Source organism: Paenibacillus sp. BAC0078 (assembly GCF_054483875.1).
In genome coordinates, this window is sequence record NZ_JBTLRW010000007.1 from 114299 (window position 1) to 128724 (window position 14426).

Here is a 14426-nt window from a genome sequence, read left to right on the forward strand (position 1 = left end):
TCTATGTCTTTAGTAGACGCAACAAGCTCTCTTCGGTGCCTGACCCGGGTACCGGAACGTAGAAACACCAGTGCAGGTCTGGGTCGTTATCGACAACAGAAGCGGAGTGGATTACAAACTCCATCTCCTGCGCGTCCGGAAGACGGAATAAAGCGGTTGCGACCCGTCTTTGCTTGATTTCATAGAACTCCCAGAAATGTACAAACTCCTTACTTTCCAGCCTCAAACGTTCAATGCGTTCCATATACAATGGATTATCCTTATAACGGTCCAAGTTTGCCCGCAGCATCGCCGTGGTGTATCGGGCGTACGCTTCCCAATTCACCAGTCTTTGGCGGTATTCCGAATTGCAGAACATAATGTTCATCATATACCGTTCACTTTTCGGCAGACTGCCGAAATCGGCTATGATCAGTTCGGCTGCCCGATTCCAGGCGATTACATCCGTACCCTCGTCTGTGACGAAAGAAGGATAATGCAATTGATCTACGATCGTTTGCAAAAAACGGGTATCGGATCTTTTGCTATTTAGTACTACACCTGAGCTTGCTGGGCCTACATTGGCCAGATCAAACAGATGCTTCCGTTCGTCTTCGTCCAACATCAACGCGGTGCTAATATTCAGCAACACTTCCGGTGAAGGATTTGCCTCTCTGCCTTGCTCCAGCCAAGTATAGTAAGTCACGCTTAAATTAGCGAGATACGAGACCTCTTCTCTTCGAAGCCCTGGGGTGCGTCTTCGACCAGGAAGCGGCGTTATCCCCACTTCAGAAGGCTGTAAACGTTCTCTACGTGATTTAATGAATTCGCCTAATGCGGATAAGGAACGATTTGTTTTCACGTGATCACCTCCAATAACTCCTACGAGAGTATTCAAATTCGTATACGATCATTATAATCGCTGTTAAGCGTCGTTGCTACACAGCAGATCCATAACCGCGAACTGATACTGTTACTCCTGTTAATAGTATAAACATGGTGTGGTTAACCCCTCCTACTGACGGTATGATTAAGACAATTTACGTCAGAGCAGTGCGATCGATTGGAGGTTTTGTTCTTGAAAAAGTATGCATATAGAAATAAGCTGGCTGTAGTCACTGGTGCTTCATCCGGAATTGGGAAGGTTTATGCCCAAGAACTAGCGGCACGAGGCTGTCATGTAGTGCTGGTAGCACGCTCCAAAGACAAACTGGATGCAATGACTGGGGGAATCACCCGCCAGTATGGCGTGCAGGCCTATGCGTTGGCCTGCGATTTGTCCGAAGCGGGCGCCCCGCGTCTACTGGCTGATCAAATTTCCGAACTTGGCTTGTCGGTCGATATTCTCATCAATAACGCAGGCTTTGGCACTTACGGCCGTTTCGAGGAAATAGCTCCGGAGCGCGAGCAGGAAGAGATTATGCTGAACACGTCTGCGCTAGTTGACCTTGCGCATTGTTTTCTGCCCAATATGTTGAAGCGTGAGGACGGAATCATCGTTAACGTGGCTTCGATGGCAGCGTTTATGCCTTGTGCTTATTCGGCCGTTTATGGGGCTACCAAAGCCTTTGTATTGTCCTTCTCTGAGGCGCTATGGGCGGAGGTGCGCGGGCGGAGCATTCGCGTTCTCGCACTGTGCCCTGGTGCAACCGAGACGGGGTTTTTCGATGCGGTTGGCAGCAAAGACATGGCTGCAGGCCAAAAGCTCTCGACCCCGGAAAAGGTTGTACAGGCCGGATTTCGCGGGATTGACCAAGGGCGCAGCTATATCATCGATGGTCGTACCAATTATTTTATGGCTCAAATGATCCGATTTTTTAGCAGGCGTAGGGTGGCCTTGATCATGGAACAAATGTCAAACTCCAAAAGGCATTGATAACGGCGAGTCGGCTCCAGGTGGAGTATTGTAGTAGTCCAAGATCAAGCAAGAGGCGAGGGAGTATAGCGAAGGCACCCGATTGGGTGCCTTTGGTTTTCGCTCTATAGATGATACGGAGAACCGTATCACAAGTAACGGCAAGTTATTTGGATGGAGGACCTCGGGCTTAGCGGGGGCTTGTACACCTACAGGTTCGCCAGAACTACGGCGAGAATAGCCACGAAGGCCGGCAAGCCTTGAACGAATAGAATGGATTTCTTGGCTGTGAGGCTGCCATAGATCGCGGCAACTGCGACACAGATCAGGAAAAACAACTGAAGCTGAAATGCGAACGTGTCATTCGGATGGAACAAGCCCCAGATTAGACCGGCGGCCAGGAAGCCATTATATAGCCCCTGGTTGGCTGCAAGCGATTTGGTTTCCTGTGCAAACTGCTTGGTCGTCCCGAACGCCTTCTGCGCTCTTGGGGTAGTCCACATAAACATTTCCAACGCTAAAATATAGAGATGCTCAAGCGCAACAAGCGCTACGAGTATCGTACTCAAAATCATCATCGCAATCCCCTCTTTTTCTCAAAATGTAATTTCGGATGCTTAAGCCGGATAGCCTCCTCCAGGCGGTGGCCAGGCTCCATGCAGACGGCGCAGCAGCACAATTTCTCCTAAATGGTAGGAGTTGTGTGAGGCTATATTGCGTAGGATTCCTCCCTTGGTCTCTCCCGGAAAATAAGCGAGCGGCTCGTCGAGCTGGGCGGTCTGAGCAATGGCGACGGCCTTCTCAATTCCTTGCAGCAGATGCTCAATGGCGTCTTTCAATTGTACCTCGTCCGCCGGGGCGTCCTCATCAGGCCAGCTTTCCTGTACACTTCCAGGCATTTGCGGCTTGCCGCCCTCAAGGTGAGTCAGCATGAAATCCTGCCAGTAGCCCATATGCTTCACCAATTGGTAAATCGTATACGGAACCCCTTCCGTGCGTTGTCCGGCAAGCTCCAGTGTAATATCCGGCAAGGCTCTGGCAATCGGAATATGCCCGCGTTCTCCAACTAACGATTTCACAAGAGCTTGACCAAAAGCAAGATTGGCTTCGGACATTCGTAAGCTCCTCCTCTTTATTTATGTATTAGTAAACAAAATTATATTTTGCAAAATTTAATTTAACAAAACTAAATATACCTGAATTCAGCTTTTTTGTCAATCATACCATTCCTTGCTCAGATTGGATGCGTGGTACTTGTAAATCGGAGGAAATTGCAGGAATATTCTTTTGTATCGTTGAATATATCCGAAAGCATACTATCCGAAATAGAGGCGTATTCAGGATATGCCTTAGCTGCAGGAGGAGAACAACATGAAATCCATCACCGTTCTAAGTCTTACGAAAACGTTCCACCTGGAAGTACTTGCGGGAGGGGGCCGCATGGACCGTGTGATTACCCGTCCACGGACGCACAGACCGGGGCTGGAGTTTGTCGGTTATTTTGATTTTTTTCCGATGGAACGGGTACAGGTGCTTGGCCGCAAGGAGATCAACTATTTATTGACGCTGAGCGTAGAAGAGCGCAAATTGCATATCGGAAATATCGTTAAATATCATCCGCCATGTTTTATTGTAACGTCAGGCCAGCAGGAGATTCCTTATCTGACCCTGTTCTGCGATCAGGAGGGCATACCGCTGCTGCGGACGGCGGAGACGACAACGGAGTTCATTGCCAAGCTGGACAGCTTCCTGGTGAAGACACTGGCGCCGGAGCTGTCGATTCATGGGGTATGCGTGAACGTATCGGGTATCGGCATCCTGCTCAGGGGCAAGTCCGGGATTGGCAAAAGCGAGACAGCGCACACGCTCATCCGCAGAGGCCACCGGTTCGTGGCGGACGACGTGGTGGTGCTCAAGAAGCTGGGACCGGCGACGCTGCTCGGGACCCATAACGAGACCACACGCGAGTTCCTTGCGCTGCGCAGCATCGGCCTCATCAATGTCGTGCGCCAATACGGACGCAGGGCCTTTCAGGATGAAACGCGGATTGTGCTCGACATTGAGCTGGCTCCGTGGCAGGAGAATTCGCTGAACAATGAGCTGGAGCTGGTGCCCCAGTTCACGAATTACCTGGGTGTGCAAATTCCGCATATTGTGGTCCAGCTTCAGCCGGGACGAGATGTAGCCGGTCTGATCGAGGCAGCCGCCAACAACTGGTATCTCAAGCAGCTCGGCTACAGCGCCGCTGAAGACTTCATGAAGCGGATCGAAGACGGGATGCAATCTCAAGGGGATTGCTGAGGAGAGATTCAGCCGCCCGGAATAATCTATATATGTTGAACTAAAGAAAAAATAAAAAGGGCAGAAGTGACGGAGGGGAAGTTTGGAATTGGAGGAGCGAATGCGTCCGCCTTTATGTTTGGATTTCTACTGCGACCAGCAGTTTAAATCAGGAAATCCAAACATAACAGCGGCCGGAAATCCAAACATTCCCCGCAGTTACGACTAGGCCCAAATATGAAAAACTAAAGTTCAACTACATGCAAGCCGTTTCCTGTTAAATCCGGGGAGCGGCTTTTTTTGTTCGGCAAGGGGGTTCATCATGAAGTGGAAGGGTGCAGGGCGAAAATGCTTGCTTAAGCATACAAAATGTTTCCTTTCATACGTTACCTAATATTTTATCTATTGATATATTGAGATGAGATTATGGGAGAAAGGTGATCAGAACATGAGAATTGCAAAAAAGATTGTCGCTGTGTGTGCAGCATTGTTGCTTGCGTTAAGTTCATTTTCATTCAACATGGGGACTGCTTTGGCTACAGATGTGAACAGTAAGTATATTGTGAATGGTGGTTTTGAAACCGATTTCTGGACAGATCATTCATGGAGTGTGGAGACGGCGAATTGGGATCAGGTGGATATTCAGCAATTTGCATACGCGAATGATACCTGGATCACCCCAAATGAAGGGACTCACGCCTTCAAGTATTGGATCAAGGATACTGCGGCTGGGAAGCAGGCGGTTACGGTGAAGCAGACGATTCTGGCTCTCCCTGCGGGAAGCTATGAGCTGTCGGTTCATTCGATGGGCGGAGATGGAAACGCAGCGGGTAATGTGGAATTATTCGCAGGGGCAGAGAAGAGCGGTGCTGTGGCAACCACGGGCTATAATGCTTGGGGGACGGTTAGCCTCAAATTTGTCTTAAAGGAAGCAACCTCTAACCTTGTCATCGGGGCGAACATAAACGGCGCTCCAGCCGCATGGGGATACTTGGACGGCTTTGAGCTGAAGCAGGTGAGCACGGATACGAATCAGCCGATAGCGGCAGATATTTTTGTGAAGAAGGTTGAAGGGCTGCGGTCTGATTTTATAAAAGGCGTGGATATTTCCAGTATCATTTCTTTAGAGCATAGCGGTGTGAAGTTTTATAATGAGGCCGGAGAAGTGCAGGATATTTTTACAACCGTACATGAAGCCGGAGTCAATTATGTTCGGGTGCGTGTATGGAATAATCCGTTTGATGCAGCAGGCAATGGCTATGGTGGAGGAAATAATGATCTGGCTACTGCAATTCAAATCGGCAAAAGAGCGACGGCTAACGGAATGAAGCTGCTGGTTGACTTCCATTATTCCGATTTCTGGGCAGATCCGGGCAAGCAGCATACGCCAAAGGCCTGGGCTAATCTGAGTTTTGAAGACAAGAAGACCGCACTGTACAACTATACCAAAGAAAGCCTGCAAGCTCTGATTGATCAAGGTATTGATGTTGGTATGGTTCAGGTAGGCAATGAAACCAACGGACAATTTGTCGGGGAATCCGACTGGTCGAAGATGAGCGCGTTGTTTAATGCAGGAAGCAAAGCGGTTAGAGAGGTTAATCCGAATATTCTGGTCGCGCTGCATTTTACGAACCCGGAGTCGGCGGGCAGATATGCTTCCTATGCGCAAAAATTGCAGGATAATAATGTAGATTATGATGTGTTCGCAAGCTCATATTATCCGTTCTGGCATGGCACATTAAGCAATTTGACGTCTGTTTTGAAGCAGGTAGCTGATACTTATGGCAAAAAAGTAATGGTGGCCGAAACCTCTTACACGTATACCGCTGAAGACGGCGATGGACACGGAAATACCGCTCCGCAGAGCTCCGGCCAAACGCTCGACTACCCTGTTAGCGTCCAAGGTCAGGCGAATTCGGTCAGAAACGTAATTGAGGCGGTTGCGAATGTGGGCGCTGCGGGGATCGGCGTATTTTATTGGGAGCCTGCGTGGCTTCCGGTAGGTCCGAAAGAGAATCTGGAGCAGAATAAGAGCATTTGGGAAAAATACGGTTCAGGCTGGGCGTCCAGCTACGCGAAGGAATATGACCCTAAGGATGCAGGGGTATGGTATGGCGGCAGCGCCGTTGACAACCAGGCATTGTTTGATTTCAGCGGCCATCCGCTTGCCTCGCTGAACGTGTTCAAATATGTGAATACAGGGGCCGTTGCTCCTCTTGCCATTGATGAAATTAAGGATGTGTCGGTGACTGCGATTGCCGGGGAGAAGATCGTTTTGCCGAGCGTCGTGAATGTTACCTACAATGATGGAAGCGCCGGAATTATACCGGTCGTATGGGATCAAGCCGCGCTTGACCAAGCCATTAGCCAGGGGGCCGGCAATTATGTGATCCAAGGAGCTGTGGAAGGTGGTCATACGGTAAAAGCAGCTCTGGTCATTAAGAAAGAGAATTTCGTCTTGAACGGAAGCTTTGAGAATAGCGACAGAACAATGTGGGAGATCACCTATGGTGACGGAAGTGAACCGCATACGAGCTATCAGAACAAGGTGTCGGATGCCAAGACTGGAAAGTATTCGCTGCACTTTTACTCTGCAAAAGGAGTCGATTTCAGTGTTACGCAGAACGTTTACGGTCTGAAGCCGGGATACTATAACCTCTCCATGTTTATCCAAGGGGGAGATGCTGCCAGCTCTGATATGAACCTCTTTGCCGTAACAGGCGGTAAGGAAGTGAAAGTAAGCACCGGCGTTAACGGGTGGGTGCAGTGGAATAATCCTGAGCTCCAGAATATTCTCGTTACCAACGGAACCCTTACGATTGGGGCAAATATCAAAGCGTCCGGCGGTGCATGGGGAACTATTGATGATTTCTATTTAAGCTTTGTAAAAGATGCCGAGGGGCCGAAGCCTGACCCAGGGACGGAAAATCCGGGGACTCCGGGAACGCCGGGAACGCCGGGAACGCCGGGAACGCCGGGAACACCGGGAACACCGGGAACTCCAGGAACCCCTGAGACTCCACCAACACCAACACCAGTACCAACACCAACACCAGTACCAGCACAAGTACCGACAGTATCAATTCCGGCAGCAACACCAACAGCAACGCCAGAAGTGAAGCCTGAACCAAAACCTGCACCAGCACCGGAAGTGACGTTTGATGACAAGGTTGTCAATGCTGAAAAAGTATTATCCAGCCTTAATAAGAAGTTAGAGGAAACCAACGCTAATCTTACTAAGGTTCAATTTAAGGACACTGCCTCCCACTGGGCCGGTGCAACAGTGAACATCTTCGTTAGATTGGGAGTTATTAATGGATATGCAGATGGTACCTTCCATCCTAACGCAAAAATTACTCGTGCCGAGTTTGCTACGATTATTGCAAAAGTATTTGATATTTCTAGTACGGGTACTGGGAATACATTATCTGATATCTCCGGTCATTGGGCGGAAGGCTCAATTGATGCTTTGACTGAGAATGGAATTGTTTCAGGATATCCAGATGGTACATTTAATCCAAATAAAGAAATCAGTCGTGCTGAAATTATTTCTATCATCTCTAAAATTGTTAACCTTAATAATGTAAAGGTTGCTGCAGCATCTGCGTTCTCAGATATTGATGGTGCATGGAACAAGGATCAAATTGAGAAGGCTGCAAAGATTGGCATAATTAGTGGAGAAGGCAATGGAGAATTTTCGCCAGACAGATCCTCTTCTCGTGCAGAAGCTTTAACAATTGTTTTACATGCACTTCAAACGAACTTGGAAATTAAAACACTATTAGAATCTATTGAATAAAATCATAACAATCTGAAAATAAGATAATTGACGAAAAAACAGCTAGAACCAGAAAAACGGCACACAAAATAACAGTCACTTTAAAAGCGTATTTTCCCAAACTTGATTTTGGATTTTTTCTTTAAGATATGGCTACTGGACGTAAGAGTCGACGACAGAAGTAATAATTAGGAAAGGCGTCACCAGGGAAGTTATCCCGGGTGGCGCCTTTTTTTGACTAAAGAGAGATCCACACGTTTTGATATTTTTCGACAGTCCGGCTCACTTTTGAGAGAAATTTGAGAGAATGCCTTTTTATAATGATTGGTAACGTGTGACTAAAGTCACGAAGGAAAGGATGGTGGCCTAATGCGCGGCAAGATAGGAGCGGTCATTCTAGCGGTTTTTGCCTTGCTGCTGTTGCAGGATGGCAGGTCCGTCTCCCAGGCAGAGACACTGGCCGAATATGATGCCGAAGGTGTGTATGCCCATGCAGAGGAAGCAGTGTTCTATGTACGGGCGTTTCGTGCAGACGGCACGTTAAAGGATGTGGGCAGCGGGTTCCTGATTCAGCCCGACGGTACGGCGTTGACGGCCTATCATGTGGTGGAAGGGGCGGCGCGGCTAAGCTGTGTGCGCGATGATGGCGCTGCGGCGGCTTGCCGGATTGTGGCTCAGGACGAGGCGGCGGATACAGCCGTACTGAAGTTTCCATCCTTGGATAAGAACATGTCTTACCCATATTTACCCTTGCGGACAAGCCCGGTTAAGCATGGCGAGAAGGTGTTCGCCATCGGGTATCCCATGAAAGAGACGAAGATCATCACCGAAGGCATTGTGAATGCGCCCGGCGCTCCAATTAACGGCAGGGAACGGATCTTGATGTCGGCGGCGCTGGTCAACGGCATGTCGGGAGGGCCGCTGGTGGATCAGTATGGATATGCGGCGGGACTGTTGTCCGGCTCTCTGCGCACCATGAATGGCATTCATCTGGCGGTGGACGCAGAGTCGGTCAAGCGGGTGATCGCGAAGGCAGACAATTAGAGGAAAGGCCGCGACCCGGGTTTGTCTGTGTTGCAGCAGGCGGCTCCGGTAGCGTTTTTACATAGAAAAGATTTGCAGTCAAAATCCGCTAGGGAGGGTGCATACATGAGGAAATGGGCAAAAAAATGCCTGTCCGTCACACTGGCTACAGTGCTGCTGACGACGGGAATGCCGTGGCTGGGCGGAGATCGGGCGCAGGCAGCAGGCGAATATCAGGATGTATATGTATATGGAACGAAGCTGCTGCACATTGGCGACTGGTATCCGGTAACAACAGCCGATTATGATGCTGACACAGATTCAGATGCTTTGCTTGTCAACGCTTTTGGATGGTTTGCCAAGGTGCAGAACGGCAACAACATTCCAGGGGTTACGATTGATGACGTTGACGGCGATCTGGACGGAGGGCCGCATCTGGGGGATGCGGATGTGCTCGATGCGACCATTCGGGTCGCGGACAATCCCCAACTGAAGCAGTTGGCTGAAGGAGAGGGACAGTTCCGCTTCTATGTGCGAAGCCTCTATGAATCAGATGATGATAGAGCAGAGGTAGAGGTTAAGAGTAAAAAACTGGGGACCTGGTACCGCGAAGATTATGTTGGAGCCGGGCCGAACCGTGATGATCAAACTACCGGCTGGATTGATCTGGAGCCGGATGATGTGATCACCATTCATCTGGAGAGCTGGGGCTCCGGTACAGTCACTGGTATTCACTTGAACTTCCGGGATATTGTCGCTCCCACCGTCAAGGACTACATCTTTGATACCACGGGCACCCAGCGCGACAATACCACCATTGATGAGAAGGAATTGCTGCTCAAATGGGGCGACAAAGTGGATCTGACCTATCCGTTCAGCGAACCGGTAAAGGCCGGTTCCGGGGAAGCGGTGGATCTTAACAAGCACAGTCTGTTCACCAACCCTGCCGGAACGGGCCTGCCAGCTGCCGGCGAGAATCAGGGAATGCAGCTACCGGCTGCAACGGATTGGAGCAAGTACACTGATAAGCTGAGCTACACCTATGAGGCGGCCAACTACCAGCATAGCGGAAATCTGCCGATTGCGAACGGCGGTGAGCTGAGCAGCCTTCCGTCCGGGATCAATTTGAATGAAAAATCCTTGAAGCAGAAGCTTATCGATGCCGATTTCCACGATGCCGCCGGCAATCCGCTGGTTGTCAGCAATTTCGGCCAGAAGGCTGCCGCAGATGCAGGGGACCCGTTCATTCGCGGCAAAGCGATCAATCCGTTTGATACAACGGTTGATGCGGGCAGTGCCAGCGACGGCTTCCGGGTAATTGTTGACGCGGTGCCGCCCAAATACAGCTTCGCGGCCAACGGCATTCAGCCGGACATTGTGACGGGAAGCACGCTGAACAAGGGGGACACCCTTGATTTCAAGGTCAGGCTAACGGAGGACGTGATCGCCAAGAAGGGCTTATCGGCTGACGGTCTGTTCCTCTACTTCAACAACGGGATGAAGGCTTACTACGTGGGAGGGGAAAACACTTCACTGTGGACCTTCCGGGCGACCGTGACCGAGGATGATCTGGATGTGGCGCTGCTCAAGGTCATTGCCCTGACTCATTCCTCCAGGTCCGGCAGCACTCCTGCTTACGCGGACAAGGGCGTAATTCAGGATTACGCCGGCAATCTGCTGATGGACCCGGTCAATACCAGCAAGTCGGCTAATCCTGATCCGTCCAAGCAGGTTCCGAACACCAAGATCGACTGGGCCAAGCTGTCAATCGACAACACGGACCCGAGCTTTAAGTTCATCTATGACCAGACAGGTGCAACTGGTAATGTGTGGGGCAAAACGGGCAAGGTCACTATTGATGCCCTTGATCCTGAAGTAGTCGCTCCTGCACTCGACCCGGACGAAGCCGGACAGAAGCGGCCAAGCCGCGGTATCTATCGTCCGCTGAGCATGACGGGCGGTTCAGGGGATTCGCCGGGCCTGGGTCTGGTCTACTATTACTGGAGCCAGAGTCCGAAAGATCCGCTGGAAGGGCTGGAAGCTGACGAGTTCGCAGCGGTCAAGCGCTATTCGCTTACAGGGCAGCAGCCCCGCGAGGGTCTGTATCCCGGCAAGCTGGCGGACTTCAATCTGATGGTGGCCAACAACAGCACCAATCTCTTGTCGCCGCCTGCTCAGGCGCAGACCGTTCAGGGCAGCGGAACCTGGTATCTTCATACCTGGACAGCGGATATGACCTGGGATACGGCCCGCGAACTGATGCAGTACGACAAAATGAAAGCCTACAAGACCGGCAATTCCACCGTCTATAACGGATGGGTTAATGAGTATAAGGCTAGCCATGCGGGTGCATCCGATGCGGACGCGGAAACCTATGCAAACGGCAAAGCCCTCCAGGCTGTAGGCGACTACAGCGATCTGTCGCTGTGGACGGAGGCGGATTTCAAGCATGACGATTCCAACTGGATTTATGGCAAGACCGCTATGCTGCTGGACAACAAGGTGCCTGTTCTTAGTGCCTCCGTCTCCGGTGTCAACCATACGGCGGTAGTTAAGGCAACCGTCGAGGCATCGGATGAGCATAGCGGCATTGATCCGGGCTCCTTGCAATTCCAATGGGTCAAGAAGGGCGAATCGCCAAGTGATCTGGACTGGCAGGTTGTGCCTGCAGACCGGATCGTGACGACCCTGAATCATGTGATTGAAGATGGAGAGTACCTTCTCTATTTACGAACTTCCGACAAGGCAGGAAATACAACGGGGTATCAGATGGGTGAGACTGTCGTGGTTGACTCCACGAACAAGATCAGCATCGCCTTCACGCCGGAAGCATCGGAAGGTTATGTTCAGAGCCATGACATTGGGGTAACCGTTAGCGGAACAGGGGTACAGGAGCTGCTGTACGCCTTCAGTCCATCAGCCGCCCGGCCAGCGGACAATCTCTACAAGTCAACGGTGGTGAAGAATGTCTACGAAGGCGAGAGCGTGACGAAATCAGTCTATAGCAGCGTTGTTGCAGCCGTGTACGGCCTGAACGGAGATCAGTACCTGCATGTTCGGGTCAAGGGAGACGATGCTGACCGCTACTATGATTACAGCTCGCTGTACCGGTTCGACAATGCCGCTCCGGTCGTAACGTTCAGTCTGAACGGCGTAAGCTATCCCCGTTCTTCTTATAAAGTGCTTGTGACGGCAACGGATATGTACAACCCGGATGGCACATTGGTTCAGTACCAGTGGCTCCCGGAGAAGGCCGCTCCACCGGATGCCTCCTCTGCCGGCTGGCTGCCGCTGCCGGAAGATGGCAAGGCGGTCATTGACAGCGAGCTGCTGGCTCCGGGCACATCCGCAGGTTATGTCCTGTATGTGTACGCCAAGGACGGACTGGGCAATGGCGCCGTTACCCGTACTGGGACATTCCAATTGTTCCGGGCGGATAATTCCCCGGTGGAAGTGCTGCAATCCGATCTGATTGCCTTTGAACGCGGAACGGAAGAAGGGAACAAAGCGACACTGCAACTGGAGCTGAAGAGCATCTCCAAGGATGGCTTCGACTACTCCATCTCCCGCGACAACGGGGTTACATGGAGCGTGTGGAGACCGTACACGAACTTTGTGCAGGTCGGCGTGACGCAGACTTCTCCCGATCAGCTCAAGCTGATGGCTAAATTCCGCTCCCCTTCAGGGGTGGTGAGCACTCCCGTATCTATTGATACGAGCCAATTCGATGCAGCGGCCGATCCGCTGCACGGACTGGTATCTTACAGCACAGTGAGGCCTACAAAGAGCGGTGGCGTTACACTGAGCATCACCGTGCCGACGGGAACCAAGGTAACTCCTTCGGCGGATAACCCGGCTCCGCCAGAGCGGGTCAAGGGGAACAGCTTCAAGATTTCGCAGAATGGCCTCTACACCTTTGATCTGGTCGACCTGACAGATTCGGAACGCAAGGCTACGCTGCTGGCGGTGGTAAGCAACATCGACATGACTTCGCCGGAGGGTGTCATTGAATACAATATCACAGGTCCAACCCGGGGGAATGTTACGGCCAAGCTGATCACCTCCGAGCCGGTTCGCATCCTGAACAATGGCGGAAGAGACAGCTATATTTTCAAAGAGAATGGATCATTTACGTTCGAATTCGAGGATGAAGCGGGGAATACGGGCTCGGCAATTGCGAAGGCAGCCAATATTGACAGAACACCTCCAGAGGTATCTCTGGTCAAAACCTACAACTATGGAACGGGCGGCTCCAAGTCCTTCAAGACTCTTCTGGACGCTCAGGGCAATGTGCTGCTGGCTACAGGAGTTGTGCTGACGGCTGAAAAAAGCTTCCCCGGAAGCGAGAATTTCCTGGTGGTGCAGGGCAAGAATCCGACCGTTCTTCTTCAGAACAATCCGGTCCGAATCATCGTACAGGACCCGCAGGGAAATACAGCGGCTCTGGAGGAGAACATCAAGAGCATTGCTCCCGCGCTGGAGCAGCCTAAGATTAGCTACGAATTTGTAGATGGCGATGGACATGCGCTTTCTCCAAGCAAGCTTGTTACCATCAACGGCAAGACCTATGCCAAGGGTGCAGTGAAGGCCACCTTGAGCGGCCAGATTGATGCCCCTAACCAGATGTTCACGGGCGCTGTGCCCGTAGTTCAGGGAAGCGGCTATGCCAACAAGATCAGCGGCGCAGATGGCAGCTACACACATTCAGCCACCTATAAGGCGAACGGCAATAGCCATTTGGTACTCAGCGATCTTCTGGGCAGAAGCATCGTTTCCGCCATCCAAATAGATGGCCTGGATAATACGGCGCCGGAGATCAAACTGAAACGTCCTGTGGCTTCGGTCATCCGGGGGCAGAAGGATTTTGATGCTCTGCGTGATCTTGGCGGCTACGTCGTCACGGATAATGTGTCTGACGCAGATAAGCTGAAGGTTACGGTCAGCAGTCTGGATCTAAGCAAGACCGGCAAGCAGACTGTTACCTACACTGTAACGGACCAGGTAGGCAATACCGCAAGTGCGAAGCAAGAGGTTGTAGTCATGAAAGACGCGGGGCTGCTGATCACCGGCAACGGACAGGTGCTGTCCTCCAGCCTATCAGAGACTGTGCTGTTCGACACGAACAAGATCACCTTCAGCGTGCTTGGTTACGACAAGATGAATGTGAGCGGGAAGGAACTCGTCAATGAGCAGGCGACGTACACTCTTCTCTATCACTCCGGGTTATACCGGGAAGGCCAGATGAAATACATCGCTGAGGAAATACCGCTCAAGGAGCTGACGGCGAATAAGTACCAGGTCGTCTTCCCTAAGACAGGCTGGTACACCATTATTATCAGAACACAGGAAAGAGAGCGGGAGATCGTCTCCTTCTTTATCGGCGGCATGGAATCATAAGCAGTTCAGCAAGCGGCAATGCCGAAGGAGAAAGCCGGGCAAATGACAGAGGCGGGAAGGTCTCTGCCGCTTGCCGGCTTTCTTCCAAATTTCAAGAATGAAGGAGTCAGAATT

General features: G+C 51.2%; 8 protein-coding genes. 5 read left to right on the top strand and 3 right to left on the bottom strand.

Annotation, left to right across the window (positions count from 1 at the left end):
* Position 1: 1 nt before the first annotated feature.
* Positions 2-841, bottom strand: coding sequence for a helix-turn-helix transcriptional regulator (locus ACX1DY_RS15065; RefSeq protein ID WP_458964999.1), 840 nt, complete (start codon positions 839-841; stop codon positions 2-4).
* A 216-nt stretch (positions 842-1057) separates the two neighbouring features.
* Here ACX1DY_RS15065 and ACX1DY_RS15070 point away from each other — a divergent pair, with 216 nt between their 5' ends.
* Positions 1058-1855: an SDR family NAD(P)-dependent oxidoreductase gene (locus tag ACX1DY_RS15070; protein ID WP_458965000.1), complete on the top strand. Its 798-nt coding sequence runs from the start codon at positions 1058-1060 to the stop codon at positions 1853-1855.
* Between the two features lie 188 nt (positions 1856-2043).
* Here the strand turns inward: ACX1DY_RS15070 and ACX1DY_RS15075 are convergent, their stop codons facing one another.
* Positions 2044-2412 carry a DUF1304 domain-containing protein gene (locus tag ACX1DY_RS15075; protein WP_458965001.1) on the bottom strand — a complete coding sequence of 123 codons (369 nt, stop codon included), beginning with the start codon at positions 2410-2412 and terminating at the stop codon, positions 2044-2046.
* A gap of 39 nt (positions 2413-2451) precedes the next feature.
* Positions 2452-2949 carry a DinB family protein gene (locus ACX1DY_RS15080; protein ID WP_458965002.1) on the bottom strand — a complete coding sequence of 166 codons (498 nt, stop codon included), beginning with the start codon at positions 2947-2949 and terminating at the stop codon, positions 2452-2454.
* Between the two features lie 256 nt (positions 2950-3205).
* Between ACX1DY_RS15080 and hprK the strand changes: the two genes are divergently transcribed.
* The 4 genes from hprK (at position 3206) to ACX1DY_RS15100 (ending at position 14312) form a co-directional block, all read left to right on the top strand.
* Positions 3206-4135 (top strand): HPr(Ser) kinase/phosphatase, encoded by a 930-nt coding sequence (gene hprK / locus ACX1DY_RS15085; protein ID WP_458965003.1) that lies wholly within the window; start codon positions 3206-3208, stop codon positions 4133-4135.
* A 427-nt stretch (positions 4136-4562) separates the two neighbouring features.
* On the top strand, positions 4563-7913 hold the full coding sequence (locus ACX1DY_RS15090) for a glycosyl hydrolase 53 family protein (protein WP_458965004.1): 3351 nt from the start codon (positions 4563-4565) through the stop codon (positions 7911-7913).
* A 348-nt stretch (positions 7914-8261) separates the two neighbouring features.
* Positions 8262-8936, top strand: a complete 675-nt coding sequence (locus tag ACX1DY_RS15095) for a S1 family peptidase (RefSeq protein ID WP_458965005.1) — start codon at positions 8262-8264, stop codon at positions 8934-8936.
* A 105-nt stretch (positions 8937-9041) separates the two neighbouring features.
* A complete protein-coding gene (locus ACX1DY_RS15100) occupies positions 9042-14312 on the top strand; it encodes a hypothetical protein (RefSeq protein ID WP_458965006.1) in 5271 nt (1756 codons plus the stop codon).
* Positions 14313-14426: the final 114 nt, after the last annotated feature.

Coding starts and splice junctions, on each gene's coding strand:
- ACX1DY_RS15075 (WP_458965001.1), bottom strand. CDS start 2,412: ATGATGATTTTGAGTACGATACTCGTAGCGCTTGTTGCGCTTGAGCAT.
- ACX1DY_RS15080 (WP_458965002.1), bottom strand. CDS start 2,949: ATGTCCGAAGCCAATCTTGCTTTTGGTCAAGCTCTTGTGAAATCGTTA.
- hprK (WP_458965003.1), top strand. CDS start 3,206: ATGAAATCCATCACCGTTCTAAGTCTTACGAAAACGTTCCACCTGGAA.
- ACX1DY_RS15090 (WP_458965004.1), top strand. CDS start 4,563: ATGAGAATTGCAAAAAAGATTGTCGCTGTGTGTGCAGCATTGTTGCTT.
- ACX1DY_RS15095 (WP_458965005.1), top strand. CDS start 8,262: ATGCGCGGCAAGATAGGAGCGGTCATTCTAGCGGTTTTTGCCTTGCTG.
- ACX1DY_RS15100 (WP_458965006.1), top strand. CDS start 9,042: ATGAGGAAATGGGCAAAAAAATGCCTGTCCGTCACACTGGCTACAGTG.